This is a genomic window from Erwinia sp. AnSW2-5, from assembly GCF_045107195.1.
GTDB lineage: Bacteria > Pseudomonadota > Gammaproteobacteria > Enterobacterales > Enterobacteriaceae > Erwinia.
Genome location: NZ_JBJGXA010000017.1, coordinates 48089 through 65329 on the forward strand (window position 1 = coordinate 48089; position 17241 = coordinate 65329).

Sequence of the window (17241 nt, forward strand, 5' to 3'; positions counted from 1 at the left end):
ATGAGCATCTACGGGGATATTCTTGCATAGCGCGTGCCAGATTTGCAATTCACGTGCGATAATTTTATTACATCACTGATATTTAAATCATTAATCTTTATTTAAGCGGCTTTATTGCGCTTGTCAGGTGTCGCTGCAAACCAACACAATCGCATAGGGTACGTCTCCATTCAGAGACGGACAACGCATATTTAGGTAAATTGCTTATAAAACAGATTGTTATATGTCTCAATGTAGCGACAAACTGACATTATATTCTTACGCTGCGTTCGACCAGTGCCACAATGACAGCGTACAGCTCATCCCGCGCCTGTTGCCCGGTGATTTCATTACGTGTGGACGCGTAAGCCACCGATTCAGCAGCACCCAGCATGGCCCACAAACCGGCATTCGATAATGCTTTACCCCCAGTGAAAGGCGTCAGCGTTTCGCGACATTTCTCGATAAAGGCCACTTCGTAGGCCCGCTTGATCTGCTCAAGCTCGGGTGAACCGACCAACGCGGCGATAATACCCGGTATCTCCCGCCCCTGTTTCTGAACACAGTTCACATAAGATTCAGCCATCACCTGCGCTCTGGCCGACAAAGTGGCTTCACTTTGCGCTAATGCCGCATCAAACAGCGCATTCTGGCGGGCGTCGAACGCCTGATAAAGCACGGCGAACAGACCTGAACGTGTACCGAAATGATCATACACCACCGGCTTAGTGACGCCTGACTCCTCGGCCAGCCTGCCCAGCGTTAACGCTTCCGTTCCCTCAGTACGAATGAGCTGCCATGCCGTTTCAATGAGCTGCTGGTAACGCGCCTCACGCGATAAACGCCGCCGGGGCGACGGTGAAGAGTTTTTGTCGATTGACATGCTTATATACCAAAGGTAACTTACCAATAGTATATTAGCGTATCTTTTCTTCGTTCAACCTGCAAGCCGGAGGCTTCCCATGCATACCCTTATTGTCGTTTCTCATCCCGATAGCCAGTCATTAACACATCACATCGCCAGACAGCTCGCGGAGGGTATAGCGTCAACCGGCGGCAGCGTTGAGATCGCCGATCTGGCCGCCGAAGGATTCGACCCGCGTTTCTCCGCTGATGATGTGGCCGCCTTCCGTCAGCAGGGATCAATAGCAGAGGAGATCGTTGCTGAACAGAGCAGGATCGACCGTGCAGATACTCTTGTACTGGTTTACCCGATTTACTGGTGGTCAATGCCTGCGCAGCTGAAAGGCTGGGTTGATCGCGTGTTTACTCAGGGCTGGGCTTATGACGCCAATGCCGATGGGAGCCTGGTGAAAAAACTACAGCGCCTGAAGGTGCATCTGGTCGCCATTGGCGCGGGAGATATGCGCACTTATGCCCGCCACGGTTACTTTGCTGCCATGAGAACGCAGATCGATCACGGGATTTTCGATTTTTGTGGTGCGAAGGTGCTGACTTCTGAGCTGTTGTTACAAACACCCGGAGAGGCACTGAGCGTTGAACTGCAAAATGTGAGCGAGCTGGGAAGGAAAATGGGGCAGGCGTAAACGATATAAAAAGACGAAAAAAAACCTGCTTTTTCAAGCAGGTTTCTTAAATTGGTAGCGAGTAGGATTACGGCTCTTCGAGCCGCCCTGCGGGCCGTTGCTGAAGCAACGTTGTCTCGCTTCGCTCGGCTCAAACCTCCTTCGGAGGTTCTCATCCTCATTATGTACAGACGAAAAAAAACCTGCTTTTTCAAGCAGGTTTCTTAAATTGGTCGGCGAGAGAGGATTCGAACCTCCGACCCACTGGTCCCAAACCAGTTGCGCTACCAAGCTGCGCTACTCGCCGAATACTTCTTTGATGCCACTACTTTTCTTTTTTTATGCTCAAAACTCTCAGGTTTTAAGCAAAAACCCCGCTACAGCAGGGTTTTCTAAATTGGTCGGCGAGAGAGGATTCGAACCTCCGACCCACTGGTCCCAAACCAGTTGCGCTACCAAGCTGCGCTACTCGCCGAATACTGCGGCACTTCTTTACTGCTTAGACTTTGTGGTGCGAAGAGAGGGACTTGAACCCTCACGTCCGTTAAGACACTAACACCTGAAGCTAGCGCGTCTACCAATTCCGCCACCTTCGCATACGACAAAATCTTGTACTTAAAGTCTGGGGTGGCTAATGGGACTCGAACCCACGACAACTGGAATCACAATCCAGGGCTCTACCAACTGAGCTATAGCCACCATACCTGACTTCTTTACTGCTTCTTTCTACTACTGACTAACGCGGTAAATGTTACCACCGCCGCTCATATGCGCACAAAAAATATGGTGCGCCCGACAGGATTCGAACCTGAGACCTCTGCCTCCGGAGGGCAGCGCTCTATCCAGCTGAGCTACGGGCGCGTAGCGCCGTTGCGGATGTGCATACTACGGAGGAGAGACCTGACTGTCCAGTGCTTTTTTCACAAAAAAACGCGTTTGATTACGCTTTGTGCATTACGTCTAAACTAGCAGCGTTTTTCGGCCTTTTCACCCGTTCAAATCGCACAAAAGGCCTTTCAGTGACAAAAATGACCTGCGAATTAAAGATCGCCGCGCCAGTGATATTTAAGGTATTTCAGCAATCTGAGCTGACGCCTCAGGCGCGAAGGCTGCGAAATCAGGCGATACAACCACTCAAGACCCATTCGCTGCCATATCTTAGGCGCACGCTTCACCTGGCCAGTAAACACGTCGTAGGTGCCGCCCACTCCCATATACAGCGCATCCGGGTAGCTGGCTTTGCAGTCACGCATCAGAATTTCCTGTCGCGGTGATCCCATCGCTACCGTCACCAGTTTCGCGCCACTCTCCCGGATACGTGTAAACAGTGCATCGCGCTGGTCTGGCGTGAAGAACCCATCCTGCGACCCGACAATGTTCACATTCCACTGGCGGCGCAGCTTATCGATGGTCTGCAGCAGCACCGACGGTTTGCCGCCAATGAGGAACACCGGCGTTCCCTCACGCCCGGCACGCTGCATCAGTGCCTCCCACAGATCCGCTCCGGCAATACGCGATACCTGCGCCTGCGGATACTTCTTGCGGATAGAGCGCACAATACTGATGCCATCGGCATATTTGTATTCCGCCGCATCAATCAACTGAGATACCGCCGCGTCAGCTTCTGCGGTCAGCACTTTCTCCGCGTTGATCGCCACCAGCGTGCCGGTTTTCAGCTCACCCTGCTGATTGAGGTAATCAACAAACTGCGCCATATCACTAAAGCCTGACAGCGCTATCCCGCGGATCTGGTATTGCGGCACGGTTACAGAAACACTCATGAACATTCCTTCAAAACAAATCGCCTGGCAAAGGTTTCGGCTGGATCGAGATCGGACGAACCGGAACACGGGCACGAATTAGCCCGGCAGTATCCAGCAGCCAGTACAACAACTTCGCCACCACCACACAGACAGCGAAAATCACGCAGAAGAACACCACACGCGAAACAAATGAATCCAGCCCTTCCCGCGCCAGCACGATGATGTTGAACACGGCACCAAAGCAGAAGCTTTGCAGGATCGCGGCTTTATAGCGGTTCGGCTCCTGCTGGCCTTTTTCATACAACCAGTCGAACCACTTAATGATCAGCCCGACGCCAATCGCCCCGAGCGGAATAAACAGTGCGCCGCCCATCACGACCAGCGAACCGATCAGCGTCGGAGAGATTGCCAACCCGGAGTGGTTATCCAGCACTTCCCACGTAAAGTAGTTAGCGCTGTTGAGCACAATAGAAGGACGGTCATGCCACAACCAGCTGGGAATAAAGACGTAAAAGTCTCGCCAGATTGGCGCCAGCCCCTGGAAATCGATTTTGTCGTAGTTTTGCAGCAGCAGGCCCAGGTTCTCCCACGGCGAGAAGGTATCGCGCGTCAGATAGAGGAAGGTGTAAAAGGCCTCCGAGCCGCTGACATCCAGGTTATAGCGTTTCAGCGCCAGCCAGAACATACCGACAATCCCGCCAACCCCCGCCAGCACTAACATCCACAGGGTGATCCAGCCGCGAATAATGCCGATAAACAGGAACAGAGCAAAAGCAATAATGATGTTGGCGCGGGTGCCACCGACAATCATGTACGTCAGCAGCCCAAACGCCACCGTGCTGACCAGAAACACCAGCCAGCTCCGCTTGTCCTGCTTGAGGAAGTAGATCACTAGCATCGCAGGAATAAAGAAGTAGAAGAAGCGCTTCAACGCCACGCCGGAGACATCCGCCGAGAAAATCTGGCTGTAGCTGTGCAGCTTGAACAGCAGAAAACCATTATGCAGGAAGAACACGCTGACGGTTCCCAGCGCGACCAGCGCCAGAATGCCCCAGGTCAGATGGGCTTCAATGCGGTTAATAGTAAACACCTGACGTGGCGGCCCCTGATGCTTTGCCCGCAGCCGGGTTTTATAGCTGACGTAGTAAATCGCGTAGAAACAGCCCGCTGACAGTAACGCCTGAAGCAGATATTCCGGCTGCACCACGGCAACATCGAAACCAAACACCAACATGCAGGTAAGCGGGAAGCCGAAGAAGAAGGTCAGCAGGAACAGCAACGAGAAAAACACGTTGAAATTAAAGCGTACACGACGAAACTCGCGCCACGTCAGCGTGAGAATAAAACCACCGCAGCACAGATACACCACCAGCAGCCCGGCAAACTGTAATAACGTCATGCGGTGTCCCCTTCTACCAGACGCAGTGCCTGCTGCCAGCCGCTCAGGTAGCCCGGCTCGAAAAAGGCAATATGTGATTTATCCAGCAACATCATCTGACGCCGCGCTTCTTTCACTGTCGCTGCATCCAGCGGGTCGCCCTCAAACAGCACAGGAACCTGTTGTTCTGCCAGGTCCTGCCAGAACGGATTTTTGCGGTTAAGCACAAAGGGCACATTGGCCTGCATCAACAGACACAGCGTACCGATACCCTGCTGGCGTTCAAAAATAAAATAGCCAAGGTGGCAACGGGCGATCAGTTGCAGATAGTCGCTAAACGCCAGCTTCTCCGTCAGCAGTTCCACCACGTCCGGCGCAAACAACGCCGCAGCGGCATCACGCACGCGCTGGATATACGCGTCGTTATTGGCGGGATAACCCAGCGGCACCTTCACCCGCACATTATTGCCAAACTGCTGATGGATGGAGTGCAGTGCCTGAATATGTCGGTTGCTGGCATCCCCGGAGTTTCCGAGCAGCAGCGTTAGCGGCCCCTGTGGCTCATCACTGCCTTGCACGTTTTGTGCCAGCCGTGTTGGGAAATAGAGTAAAGAAGCCGGAACGCCCGGATGCCGCTGGTGAAAGTGATTAATATCACCTCGGGTGGCGAACACCTGTGCCACTCGCTTTTGCGCCTGACGTCGTAGCAGATAGAACAACCGGAATTTCAGGTGGGTTGAATCTTCATACAGATCGGCCCCCCAGATATGCCAGTAGATCTGTGAGCGCTTTAGCTGGCCGGACAACAGTGCCAGCCACAGGCGAGGATTGAACTGGCCGTGGCAGAAAAAGCGCGTATCGCGCTCAAGACGTCCGGTGGCAATCACGGCAGCGGCCAGTGCTGCTTTATCCGCAAAAACACGGATGTTCAGCCGGGTAAAGGGCTGCGCCATCTCAGGTTGTGCGCTAACCACCCAGAACTCGCGCGGGGCTGTCACAGGCGCCGCGTCATGAAGCTGTTGATCAAAGAAGCTCAACACCGTCTGGTTATGATGCGGAATATCTGAGCCTAAAAGATGGATTACTCTGGTCATACTCTTCTACAGTAAATAATAAACATGCCTGCACAGAGTGCAAAATAAGCGATATAGGTCGCCATATACGCCTGAGCCGCACCGGCTGCACCATGCAGCGGGATCAACCAGCGGGAAAATCCGGTGAGTAAGACAAACTGGCTCACTTCCGTCAGTACATAAAAACGTAGCGATGCCTTCGCGATGACCAGATAGCCAAAAACGTAGCAACCCACTTTGAGCACATCACCAATCAACTGCCAGACAAACAGATCGCGCATGGCCGCAAACTCACGGGAGAACAGCAGCCAGATAGCCACATCGCGCAACAGCCAGACAGTTAAACTCACGGCGGCAACCACTGGCAGCACAAAGCGCAGCGCCTTCAGAATTTCACGTGAAATCTCCGCCTTGTGTTGCAAACGCGATAAGGTGGGCAGCAGATACACGCTAAAAGAGGCCGTGATAAATTGCAGGTAGGCATCAGAGATGCTGCTGACGCCCTGCCACAGGCCAACCTGCTCCCATCCCGCATATTGTGCCAGCAGGTTACGCATCATCATCCATGCCACGGGCAGCGTTACAGCGGTGATCAGCGCCATCAGCGTAAACTTACCCAGCAGGGCCACAAACTCCGGCTGCCAGGCAGGCAGCAGATAGCGCATCGGCAGATGCTCGCGACGCACCAGCAAAACCACGGCCGGTATCACCACCAGCGCAGGCACCATCGCCAGCCCGATCAGTGCGCCGCTGTACCCGCCCAGCTTGTAGCAGACAAACCACGCCGCAACGCCCGTCAGACTACCGATGATCAGCGACCATGCATTGCCTGCCGCATCACGAAAGCCTTTCATGATCGCCAGTGCCAGATTCGCCCAGGCAATGCCCATTTGCAGGAAGGCGACGATACGGATCACCTGTTGATAGCGATCATGACCAAACAGCGCATGGCTGATTGGCGCGGCAAACAGCAGAAACACCAGCGCCAGCAGCAAGGAGAACCCCAGAACCATTGACGATGCGGTGCCGGTAACGGCACGCAGCTGTTCGGGCTGCTGCTGATACTGCGCCACATACTTTGTGACACCGTTAAAAATACCCGCGCCGGCCAGTACACCGAGTACAGTAATCAACTGACGGAAATTCCCCGCCTGCCCGACGCCCGCCGGCCCGTATGAAACCGCCAGCATTTTCACCACCAGTAAACCGGCGACAATTTTTACCAGCGTGGAGGCTGCCGTCCACACTGACGCTTTTGCCAGTGACATATCAGGAGAAATAGCTCAGTAAGGAGTTGATCACCGTTTTCTGATTATTATCAGAAAGGTTATAGAACAGCGGCAGGCGCAGCAGGCGATCGCTCTCTGTCTGGGTGAAATGATCTTCACCGTGGAAGCGGCCAAAGCGCAGCCCGGCAGGTGAGCTGTGCAGCGGAATATAGTGGAACACGGCCAGGATTTCGGCCTCTTTCAGCCATGCAATCAGCGCGCTGCGGTCTTCATGGTCGCGCAGCTTCAGATAAAACATATGGGCATTGTGCTCACAGTCCGCCGGAATGCTGGCCAGCTCAATACGTCCGCGTGTAGCAAGTGGCAGCAATGCGTCGTGATAGTTTTGCCACAGGCGCAAACGCTGCTGGTTAATACGTTCCGCCGCTTCCAGCTGTGCCCAGAGATACGCCGCCTGCAAATCCGCCATCAGGTAGCTGGAGCCGATATCACGCCAGGTGTATTTATCCACCTGGCCCCGGAAGAACTGGCTGCGGTTGGTCCCTTTTTCACGAATGATTTCAGCGCGTTCAACCAGCGCCGCGTCGTTGACCAGCGTTGCTCCGCCTTCGCCTCCGGCGGTGTAATTTTTGGTTTCATGGAAGCTGAAGCAGCCGATATGGCCAATGCTGCCCAGTGCCCGACCTTTATACGTCGACATCACACCCTGTGCGGCATCTTCCACCACCCACAGCTGATGCTTTTTCGCCAGCGCCATAATGGTGTCCATCTCGCAGGCAACGCCCGCGTAATGCACCGGCACAATAGCTTTGGTTTTGTCGGTGATCGCCGCTTCAATCAGGCGCTCATCGATATTCATGGTATCCGGGCGCACATCGACAAACACAATCGTCGCACCGCGCAGCACAAAGGCGTTGGCCGTAGAGACAAAGGTATAGCTCGGCATGATCACTTCATCACCGGGCTGAATGTCGATCAGAATGGCCGCCATCTCCAGCGATGCGGTGCAGGATGGGGTCAACAGGACTTTGCGACTGCCGAAGCGCTGTTCCATCCACTGCTGGCAGCGACGGGTAAAACCGCCGTCGCCGCAGAGTTTGCCGCTGCCCATTGCCGACTGCATATATTCAAGTTCAGTTCCCACCACCGGTGGCGCATTAAACGGAATCATGGCGTTTCCCTGTATAACCAGTAAGCGGTGCGTTCAATCACGCCACCGCAGCGAAGATAGAGTCGCAGCGCGGCAACATTGCCGAGCTGCGTTGCGACATGAAGCCGTGTCAGTCGGCGCGCGCGGCACCAGTCATTAGCCGCGTTCATCAGCCGCTGACTAATGCCCAGCCCCTGCGCGGCGGGTAACACGGCCAGCAGGCCAATGCGTGCAGTGCCGTCTTCCCGTTCACGCAACGAGACAAAGCCTTGCATTGCACCCTGCTCATCCACCGCCAGCAGGCACTGGTGATCAAAGGTGCCGCGTACGGCATTTTCCACCCACTGCGCATAAAAGCGTCCGCTGTCACCCGGCGCATACCAGGGCGCGCGAAAACGGCTGTAGATGAATGCCTCTTCTGCTGCCTGACGCAGTGCGGGGATGTGCTCTGCGCGGGCAATACGAATGCCCGTCGGGCGTTCAACAGGAGTGATGCCCAGCACGCAGTCAGCTTCCCCTTCCACCAGACGAAAGCCCAGTGCGCTCAGGGCATCCAGCTCGGCGCTCTGTTGGGCCAGCACTTTGACCTGCACCAGCGCATAGCTGTCGAGCTGTGCGTTATCCAGCGGTGTTTCGCCCTGCAATTCAAGCAGGGCACTGTGACAACCGAAGAAGGCGTTTTCCCACGCCAGAGGTTTAATACTGGCGAGGACGGACATGGAGCAGATCGGATAAATACTGGCCGTAGCCGGTTTTTGCCAGGGCATCGGCCGAGCGACGCACATCTTCGTCAGACAACCAGCCGTTGCGCCAGCCAATCTCTTCCAGGCAGGCAATTTTAAACCCCTGGCGTTTCTCAACGGTCTGCACAAAGGTGCTGGCTTCGATCAGGCTGTCGTGAGTGCCGGTATCCAGCCACGCAAAACCACGTCCCAGCAGCTGAACACTGAGTTCACCGCGCTCAAGGTACATCTGATTGATGGAGGTGATTTCGAGTTCACCACGTTCAGAGGGCTGCACCTGTTTCGCAAACTCTACGACACGATTGTCATAGAAGTAGAGACCTGTCACTGCCCAGCGAGATTTTGGTTGCTTCGGCTTCTCTTCAATCGACAACGCGCGGAAGTCATCATCAAATTCCACCACGCCAAAGCGCTCTGGATCCATCACCTGATAGCCAAACACCGTCGCACCTGTCGTTGATGCCACCACCTGCTTCAGTTTCGGGCTGAAACCCTGGCCAAAGTAGATGTTATCTCCCAGTACCAAACAGCAGTTATCGCCATCAATAAATTCTTCACCGATGATAAACGCCTGCGCCAGACCATCAGGGCTCGGCTGCTCAGCATAGGTCAGGTGGATACCAAACTCCTCACCCTGCCCCAATAACCGCTGGTAGTGCGGTTTATCCTCGGGCGTGGTGATAATCAGAATGTCACGGATACCCGCCAGCATCAGTACCGACAGCGGGTAATAAATCATTGGTTTGTCGTACACCGGCAGCAACTGTTTGGACATGCCACGGGTAATAGGGTGCAGACGTGTGCCGGAACCACCAGCAAGGACGATACCTTTCATTACAGGCTCCTCTGCATTTTCATAATGACAGGCCCAAACGTTCGACCCGATAGCTGCCATCCAGGATGCTTTGCCACCAGCCCTGGTTGTCGATAAACCAACTCACTGTTTTACGCATACCACTTTCAAACGTTTCCTCAGGTCGCCAGCCCAGTTCACGCTCAATTTTTCCCGCGTCGATAGCATAGCGACGATCGTGGCCAGGACGATCGGTCACCCAGGTGATCAGATCACGATACTGCTTTATCCCCGCAGGTTTCTGTGGGGCAAGCTCTTCCAGCAATGCACATAAAGTCTCGACCACGTCAATATTACGCCGCTCATTGTGGCCACCAATATTGTAGGTTTCACCGGCTTGACCCCGTGTGACGACCTGGTACAGCGCACGAGCATGATCGTCAACGTACAGCCAGTCGCGAATTTGTCCACCATCGCCATACACCGGCAACGGTTTGCCTGCCAGCGCGTTGATGATCATCAGCGGGATAAGCTTTTCCGGGAAGTGATACGGACCATAGTTATTGGAACAGTTGGTGACTATCACCGGCAGGCCGTAGGTGCGGTGCCAGGCACGCACTAAATGGTCACTGCTGGCCTTGCTGGCAGAATAGGGGCTGCTCGGCGCATAGGGAGTGCTTTCAGTGAAATAATCACTGTCGTTTTCCAGGTCACCGAACACTTCATCTGTTGAGATATGGTGGAAAATAAACGCTGATTTCTCTGACGCTGGCAACCTGCTCCAGTAGTGACGAGCCGCCTCCAACATCATATAAGTACCGACAATATTGGTTTCAATAAACGCCAGCGGGCCGTCAATCGAACGATCCACATGGCTTTCTGCAGCAAGATGCATAATCAGGTCGGGGTGAAAGGCAGCAATCGCCTTATCAACCGCGATACGGTCGCAGATATCGACTTTGTCGAAGGCAAAGCGCGGGTTATCCGCAACAGGGGCTAACGAGGCCAGGTTGCCTGCGTAGCTGAGTTTATCCAGCACCAGCACCTGATCATCCGTCGTCGCGATAATATGACGGACTACGGCAGATCCAATAAAACCCGCCCCACCCGTCACCAGAATACGTTTCATCGCCAGACACCTTTCGTATCAACAATCCATTGCTGGCTCACAGCGGTCGGATCAATGGCTTTAAACTGTCGATGATCTACCAGCATCACCAGCACGTCGGCCTGTTGCAGCGCATCCTCCAGCGCCACTAACGTCACGCTGTCCCGCAGTTTTGCCGGAAGCTGCTGCACGTTAGGTTCCACCACCAGCGTGGTGCCCTGATGCCAGTCGGCAATCATTTTCGTGACCTGCACTGCCGGGCTTTCCCGCAGGTCGTCAATATCGGGTTTAAACGCCAAACCAAAACAGGCGATTTTCAGCTCGCTGGCGCGTGTGTTGTTGCTCATCAGGCAATCGGCCACCTGGCGCTGCACCTGCTCCAGCACCCAGTGCGGCTTACTGTCGTTAACTTCACGCGCAGTGCGGATCAACCGTGCCTGTACCGGGTTCTGCGCAACAATAAACCACGGGTCGACCGCGATACAGTGCCCGCCCACGCCAGGCCCAGGTTGCAGAATATTGACGCGCGGGTGGCGATTGGCCAGCCGGATCAACTCCCAGACGTTGATGCCCTGATCGGCCGCGATCAGCGACAGCTCGTTCGCGAAGGCAATATTGACGTCGCGGAAGCTGTTCTCGGTTAATTTGCACATCTCAGCGGTGCGCGAGTTAGTGACCACGCACTCACCTTCAAGGAAGATGTTGTACAGATCGCAGGCGCGCTGTGAACAGCGTGGCGTCATGCCGCCAATCACACGATCGTTTTTAAACAGTTCAACCATCACCTGGCCAGGCAACACGCGCTCCGGGCAATAGGCCACCTGAATATCCGCGTTTTCACCTGCCTGCTGTGGGAACGTCAGATCAGATCGGGCTGCCGCCAGCCATGCCGCCATCTGTTCGGTCGCGCCAACCGGTGAGGTCGATTCCAGGATCACCAGATCACCCTTTTTCAGCACCGGGGCAACCGACTCGGCCGCCGCCTGTACGTAAGCCATATCCGGCTGGTGGTCGCCTTTGAACGGTGTCGGTACCGCAATCAGATATGCATCGGCAGCCTGTGGCTGCGTAGCAGCGCGTAACCAGCCGCCTTCTACAGCGGTTTTCACAACACGATCGAGATCCGGTTCGACAATGTGGATCTCGCCGCGGTTGATGGTTTCCACCGCGTGCGCATTGATATCAATGCCGATCACCTGCTTTTGGCGTGAAGCAAAAGCGGCGGCGGTAGGCAGGCCGATATAACCCAGCCCGATCACTGAAATGGTATTGAAACTCATAATGTTATCCGATTATTTTTAAGGGCCTGCACAATGCGCTGACAGGCCAACCCGTCACCGTACGGGTTATGGGCGCGGCTCATTGCATGCCACGCGTCCTCATCGGTGAGCAGTCGAGTCACTTCGCTGACGATCTTCGCGCCGTCGGTGCCCACCAGTTTGACGGTGCCCGCGGCGACCGCCTCAGGGCGTTCAGTGGCATCACGCATCACCAGCACCGGTTTACCGAGCGAGGGCGCTTCTTCCTGAATGCCACCGGAATCCGTCAGGATCAGCCAGGCGCGATCCATCAGCCAGACAAAGGGCAGGTACTCCTGCGGTTCAATCAAAATGATATTATCTATACCCCGCAGAATGCGGTTTACCGGCTCACTGACATTCGGATTGAGATGCACCGGATAGACAATCTGCGTGTCCGGATGCAGGCGTGCAATTTCAGCCAGCGCGTTGCAAATGCGCTCAAAGCCGCCACCGAAACTTTCGCGACGATGGCCGGTGACCAGAATCAGCTTCTTATCCGCATCCAGGAAAGGATAGCGGGCTGCCAGGCTATTTCTCAGCGCATCGTCGCTGAGTACGCGATCACGTACCCAAAACAGCGCATCAATCACCGTGTTGCCAGTCACGAAAATACGCGATGCGGGCAGATTTTCACGCAACAGGTTCTGCTGCGAATTGCTGGTCGGCGTGAAGTGGTAGCTGGCAAGATGGCCAGTCAGCGTGCGGTTCGCTTCTTCTGGCCACGGCGACCAAAGGTCACCCGTGCGCAACCCTGCTTCTACGTGCCCCACCGGAATTCGGTGGTAAAAAGCGGCAAGACTGGCAGCCAGCGTGGTGGTGGTGTCACCGTGAACCAGCACTACATCTGGGGTGAAATCGGCAAACACCGTTTTCAATCCCTCCAGAATGCGGCTGGTGATCTCGGTCAAACCCTGGCCAGGCTGCATGATATTAAGATCGTAATCCGGCACGATGGAAAACAGGTGCAATACCTGATCGAGCATTTCCCTATGCTGTGCGGTCACGCACAGGCGTGACTCGATGTCCTCGTCCTGCGCCAGCGCATGCACCAGGGGTGCCATTTTTATCGCTTCGGGACGCGTGCCAAAAACCGTTAATACTTTCACCGTGACTCTCTTAATTCGAAATGGTTTAACAGCACTTGTTCAGTGCCCTTAACGGCGAGAGCGGCGCACCAGCGCAGTCCCGGCACCCAGCAACACACCTACCGTGCCCCACATGATCATCAGTAATACACGGCGTGGGCTGTCACGGTTTACCGGCTCTTCCGGTGTGCGCAGATAACGCCAGGTCTGGAATGATTTTACCAACGTAGGGCCGACATTCAGCGTCGCCTGCATGGCCCGGTTTTGATCGTACTCCAGATCGTAGGACGGGCCCGTTGCACGCAGATTTTCCAGGCGCGCCTGCAACATTGGCCTGCCGAGCATGAACATTTCAGAGTCCGGTAATTGCTCCGAAGGGGTCTGCGTTTTCGCTTGTTCGAAGCCCTGCTGTTGCGCAATTTTCAGCGCCTGTCCGATGCTGTTGATCTGACGGTCGTAAATAGCTTTGGCTACCGCTTCCTGGCGTTTGATCTGTGCCTTTAACTGGATGCTGCGTGCAGCCCAGGCCGCCGTGAGTTCTTCATTGAGATGGGTGGTAGCACGGGCATTGGCAAAGGCAACATACTGGCGTAGCAGCGCATTCGCATCTGCTGCCGTTTCCGCGATCAGCTTGACGGTATCGTTGATATTTTTTGCACTGTCGGCGGGCTGGAACTGGATATTAGCAATCATTTCATCCAGTAAGGCTGCATCTTCACGCGCCTTACCGCTTTTACGCTGCTGGTAATAGCTGGACTGTAACCAGAAATCACGACGCGTATCCCAGGCAAAAAGCTGCATCATAAACTCCTGATACGCTTCATCCATCACCGTCGGTGGAGCCACGGTCAGGCTGCCGGCACGGATATCCAGATTGTTGAGAAACTGCTTCTGGGAATAAAACCCGGACAGCATATTCACCGTAGGCCGATCCACAATCGCCGTGGTGCTCCATTTCGGCGTCACCAGCAGCGAATAGGTCCAGGCAAGCAGCGCAAAGAGCACACCTCCCGCAAGAATCCATAACTTACCGCGCCATAGCGTGCAGCAAAGGCCACGAATATCCAGCTCGTTATCTGCAGCGTCAGGATAGGTCATACATCTGTTTCCTTGTCGTCAGGGCATAGGTCAGTCAGTGGAAGATTTGCTGTCATTATTGTTATTTCGCAGACGGCGTTTAAACCGTTTAATCATTCGTGCCACGCGCCACGCGCGTTTGATGCAGTAGCCATAAAGCATAAATGCCAGCAAGAACAGGACCAGCATCATCCATTCAGGGATAAATGAGAGGTATTCCCCCAACACACCGACGATGGCCAGCAGGGCCGCAGCCGCAGTGATCAGAACAAATGCCTGACGCGAAGTAAAACCGGCGCGCATGATCAGATGATGAATATGCTGGCGATCGGCGGAGAATGGGCTCATTCCTTTGCTCAGACGGCGATACATAATGGCGACCATATCCATTAACGGGATCGCGATCAGCCAAAGCGCAGTGACCGGCGTGATGGGATGGTTCTGACCCTGGGTCGCCTCTAACAGGATCCAGATAATCGTGAAGCCAATCACCGTGCTGCCAGCATCCCCCATAAAGACTTTGTAGCGGCGGCCAAACATACCCAGATTCAACAGGATGTAGGGCACAATGGCAGCAATCATGATAAAGCACCACATGGCAAGACTGCTCTGCCCATCAAACAGTAGTATCACCCCCATCGCGAGGAAAGTGACGCAGGATAAACCGCCCAGCAGCCCGTCGATGCCATCCACCATATTGAAGGCATTGATCGCAGCCCAGACGGCAAACAGCGTCAGCACATAGCCGAACGGCCCCACTACCAGTTCCCACGGGCCAAAGATGTAGCCCAGGCTTAGCAGGTACAGTTTGGCTTTCATCATCATGACAATGGCGACGCCCGCCTGTACAACAGCGCGGAATTTCACACTGATGTCGTAACGATCATCAAGCGCCCCGACCAGTACCAGGCAGCCGGCACAAGCCAGATAAAGTACTGAATGAGGTATGTAGAAGTTCGTCAATGCAAATGCAAAACAACTGCCTGCAAACACAGAGATACCGCCTACCAGCGGAATGGCCCCCTGATGACGTTTGCGGTAATTGGGTTTGTCCACCAATCCAATTTTTTTAGCCGCTTTACGTGCAAAGAAAAGAAACACCAATGAAAATAAAAAAGTCAGGCCAAGTTCTGTACTCATATTGAGTAAATTCACATTATCCAGCTCTCTGCTAAGAATTGCACAATGTTATAAGCAATATTTGTGCCAATAGCATCTCTACAATTCTGATTTTATTCACCAGGACAAGCATAATCAGTATCGCGATTGATCAGTGTCCTGTGCCGTTCTTTAGATTAATTCTCCCAGATCAGGATAGCCTATAGGCCAAAAACAAAAAACGCCACGACTATGCGTGGCGTTACCCGAGTTTTGTACTTAATTTGACGACTGCGGCATGACCAGACGATCAGTTCGTCGCCTGCCCGCAGCCCAACGACCTGTTATGAACGTTTCATCATATCGAAGAAATCATCATTGGTTTTCGTCATCGCCAGCTTGTTGATAAGGAACTCCATCGCGTCGATTTCGCCCATTGGGTGAATAATCTTGCGCAGGATCCACATCTTCTGCAGCTCTTCGGAGGTCGTAAGCAACTCTTCTTTACGCGTACCGGAGCGATTGTAGTCAATAGCAGGGAACACACGTTTCTCAGCGATTTTACGCGCCAGATGCAGTTCCATGTTACCTGTACCTTTAAACTCTTCGTAGATCACTTCATCCATCTTCGAACCGGTATCAACCAGTGCGGTGGCGATAATGGTCAGGCTTCCGCCCTCTTCCACATTACGCGCAGCACCGAAGAAACGCTTCGGACGATGCAGGGCGTTGGCATCCACACCACCGGTCAGTACCTTGCCAGAAGCAGGAACAACGGTGTTATAGGCACGCGCCAGACGGGTGATGGAGTCCAGCAGGATGATCACGTCTTTCTTGTGCTCAACCAGACGCTTGGCTTTTTCGATCACCATCTCAGCAACCTGAACGTGACGGGAGGCAGGTTCGTCGAAGGTTGAAGCGATAACTTCACCTTTAACCAGACGCTGCATCTCGGTCACTTCTTCCGGACGCTCGTCAATCAGCAACACCATCAGCACGCAGTCTGGGTGGTTGTAAGCAATGCTCTGCGCGATGTTCTGCAGCAGCATGGTTTTACCGGCTTTCGGGGGAGCCACGATCAGACCACGCTGACCACGACCGATTGGCGAAGCCAAATCCAGTACGCGGGCGGTCAAATCTTCGGTAGAACCGTTGCCACGCTCCATGCGCAGACGAGAATTGGCATGCAGCGGCGTTAAGTTTTCAAACAGGATTTTATTACGGGCATTTTCCGGTTTGTCGTAGTTTACTTCATTAACTTTCAGCAGTGCAAAGTAACGTTCACCTTCTTTTGGCGGGCGAATCTTGCCAGAGATGGAGTCACCTGTGCGGAGGTTGAAGCGGCGGATTTGGCTGGGAGAAACGTAGATATCATCGGGACCGGCGAGGTAGGAGCTGTCTCCTGAGCGGAGGAAACCAAATCCATCCTGCAATATCTCGAGTACGCCGTCGCCGAAGATGTCTTCGCCACTTTTCGCGTGTTGCTTGAGGATGGCGAAGATAATGTCCTGTTTGCGCAAGCGCGCCAGGTTTTCCAGCCCCATATTTTCGCCGAGGGTAATCAGGTCAGAAACCGGCGTATTTTTTAATTCGGTAAGATTCATAATGGTGGGTTCTTAAACTCGGGGTAAAACATGAACTGTTTGTCGTGAATGGTATGGCGAAAGATCCATGCCTGTTTAATTGGTTCTTGGTTCCGAAGTCCACTCGATGATCACGTGCAGGAAAACGCAAATCTGAGACGAGGAGACGGTGAGGACAAGAAGCCGGAAATCAGTTGATACTAACCGTCAGATTGCTGAACATCTGTAAGACTTTTGATGAATACTGTGTTCAACAAGGAGTAATTCTAAAGATTCAAACTACAAGGCAAGTGCGTAGTGCAGTAGATTTAACTTAGCATGCTTAATGCCGGACGTCTAGCGGTCAGCGAAAAAT

Annotated in this window: 15 protein-coding genes, 5 tRNA genes and 1 other RNA gene; 1 reads left to right on the forward strand and 20 read right to left on the reverse strand. The window is 53.9% G+C overall.

Annotation, left to right across the window (positions count from 1 at the left end; translation table 11 throughout):
- Positions 1–250: 250 nt before the first annotated feature.
- Complete coding sequence (locus tag ACFL9S_RS14075) at positions 251–862, reverse strand: TetR/AcrR family transcriptional regulator (protein WP_405262521.1); 612 nt, start codon at positions 860–862, stop codon at positions 251–253.
- A gap of 79 nt (positions 863–941) precedes the next feature.
- On the opposite strand from ACFL9S_RS14075, the gene ACFL9S_RS14080 reads away from it, so the two are divergent.
- Complete coding sequence (locus ACFL9S_RS14080) at positions 942–1526, forward strand: NAD(P)H-dependent oxidoreductase (protein WP_405262522.1); 585 nt, start codon at positions 942–944, stop codon at positions 1524–1526.
- A 52-nt stretch (positions 1527–1578) separates the two neighbouring features.
- Here ACFL9S_RS14080 and ACFL9S_RS14085 read toward each other — a convergent pair.
- From ACFL9S_RS14085 to rho, 19 genes are all read right to left on the reverse strand, one after another.
- A non-coding RNA gene (locus tag ACFL9S_RS14085) (RtT sRNA) lies at positions 1579–1699 on the reverse strand.
- 36 nt (positions 1700–1735) lie between these two features.
- Positions 1736–1812, reverse strand: a tRNA-Pro gene (locus ACFL9S_RS14090).
- A gap of 91 nt (positions 1813–1903) precedes the next feature.
- A tRNA-Pro gene (locus ACFL9S_RS14095) sits at positions 1904–1980 on the reverse strand.
- A gap of 34 nt (positions 1981–2014) precedes the next feature.
- Positions 2015–2101, reverse strand: a tRNA-Leu gene (locus tag ACFL9S_RS14100).
- Positions 2102–2128: 27 nt separating this feature from the next.
- Positions 2129–2204, reverse strand: a tRNA-His gene (locus tag ACFL9S_RS14105).
- Between the two features lie 85 nt (positions 2205–2289).
- Positions 2290–2366: transfer RNA gene (locus ACFL9S_RS14110), tRNA-Arg, on the reverse strand.
- Positions 2367–2545: 179 nt separating this feature from the next.
- Positions 2546–3286 (reverse strand): lipopolysaccharide N-acetylmannosaminouronosyltransferase, encoded by a 741-nt coding sequence (wecG, locus tag ACFL9S_RS14115; RefSeq protein ID WP_405262523.1) that lies wholly within the window; start codon positions 3284–3286, stop codon positions 2546–2548.
- Between the two features lie 10 nt (positions 3287–3296).
- Positions 3297–4667: an ECA oligosaccharide polymerase gene (wzyE, locus tag ACFL9S_RS14120; RefSeq protein WP_405262524.1), complete on the reverse strand. Its 1371-nt coding sequence runs from the start codon at positions 4665–4667 to the stop codon at positions 3297–3299.
- A complete protein-coding gene (locus ACFL9S_RS14125) occupies positions 4664–5740 on the reverse strand; it encodes a TDP-N-acetylfucosamine:lipid II N-acetylfucosaminyltransferase (RefSeq protein WP_405262525.1) in 1077 nt (358 codons plus the stop codon). Before ACFL9S_RS14125 ends, wzyE begins: the two co-directional genes overlap by 4 nt.
- The gene (gene wzxE, locus ACFL9S_RS14130; RefSeq protein ID WP_405262526.1) at positions 5737–6987 is read right to left on the reverse strand and encodes a lipid III flippase WzxE; all 1251 of its coding nucleotides are present in this window, start codon (positions 6985–6987) and stop codon (positions 5737–5739) included. Before wzxE ends, ACFL9S_RS14125 begins: the two co-directional genes overlap by 4 nt.
- 1 nt (position 6988) lies before the next feature.
- Positions 6989–8119: a dTDP-4-amino-4,6-dideoxygalactose transaminase gene (rffA, locus tag ACFL9S_RS14135; RefSeq protein WP_405262527.1), complete on the reverse strand. Its 1131-nt coding sequence runs from the start codon at positions 8117–8119 to the stop codon at positions 6989–6991.
- Entirely contained in the window at positions 8116–8817 is a 702-nt protein-coding gene (rffC, locus tag ACFL9S_RS14140; RefSeq protein WP_405262528.1) for a dTDP-4-amino-4,6-dideoxy-D-galactose acyltransferase, read from the reverse strand. The genes rffA and rffC overlap by 4 nt, the downstream gene beginning before the upstream one ends.
- On the reverse strand, positions 8795–9676 hold the full coding sequence (rfbA, locus tag ACFL9S_RS14145; protein WP_405262529.1) for a glucose-1-phosphate thymidylyltransferase RfbA: 882 nt from the start codon (positions 9674–9676) through the stop codon (positions 8795–8797). The genes rffC and rfbA overlap by 23 nt, the downstream gene beginning before the upstream one ends.
- Positions 9677–9695: 19 nt before the next feature.
- Positions 9696–10763, reverse strand: coding sequence for a dTDP-glucose 4,6-dehydratase (gene rfbB / locus ACFL9S_RS14150; RefSeq protein WP_405262530.1), 1068 nt, complete (start codon positions 10761–10763; stop codon positions 9696–9698).
- On the reverse strand, positions 10760–12022 hold the full coding sequence (gene wecC, locus ACFL9S_RS14155) for a UDP-N-acetyl-D-mannosamine dehydrogenase (RefSeq protein WP_405262531.1): 1263 nt from the start codon (positions 12020–12022) through the stop codon (positions 10760–10762). The genes rfbB and wecC overlap by 4 nt, the downstream gene beginning before the upstream one ends.
- A complete protein-coding gene (gene wecB, locus ACFL9S_RS14160; RefSeq protein WP_405262532.1) occupies positions 12019–13149 on the reverse strand; it encodes a non-hydrolyzing UDP-N-acetylglucosamine 2-epimerase in 1131 nt (376 codons plus the stop codon). Before wecB ends, wecC begins: the two co-directional genes overlap by 4 nt.
- A gap of 48 nt (positions 13150–13197) precedes the next feature.
- Complete coding sequence (gene wzzE, locus ACFL9S_RS14165; RefSeq protein ID WP_405262533.1) at positions 13198–14226, reverse strand: ECA polysaccharide chain length modulation protein; 1029 nt, start codon at positions 14224–14226, stop codon at positions 13198–13200.
- 30 nt (positions 14227–14256) lie between these two features.
- On the reverse strand, positions 14257–15360 hold the full coding sequence (gene wecA, locus ACFL9S_RS14170; RefSeq protein WP_405262534.1) for a UDP-N-acetylglucosamine--undecaprenyl-phosphate N-acetylglucosaminephosphotransferase: 1104 nt from the start codon (positions 15358–15360) through the stop codon (positions 14257–14259).
- A 287-nt stretch (positions 15361–15647) separates the two neighbouring features.
- Positions 15648–16907 carry a transcription termination factor Rho gene (gene rho, locus ACFL9S_RS14175; RefSeq protein ID WP_056234711.1) on the reverse strand — a complete coding sequence of 420 codons (1260 nt, stop codon included), beginning with the start codon at positions 16905–16907 and terminating at the stop codon, positions 15648–15650.
- Between the last annotated feature and the right edge of the window lie 334 nt (positions 16908–17241).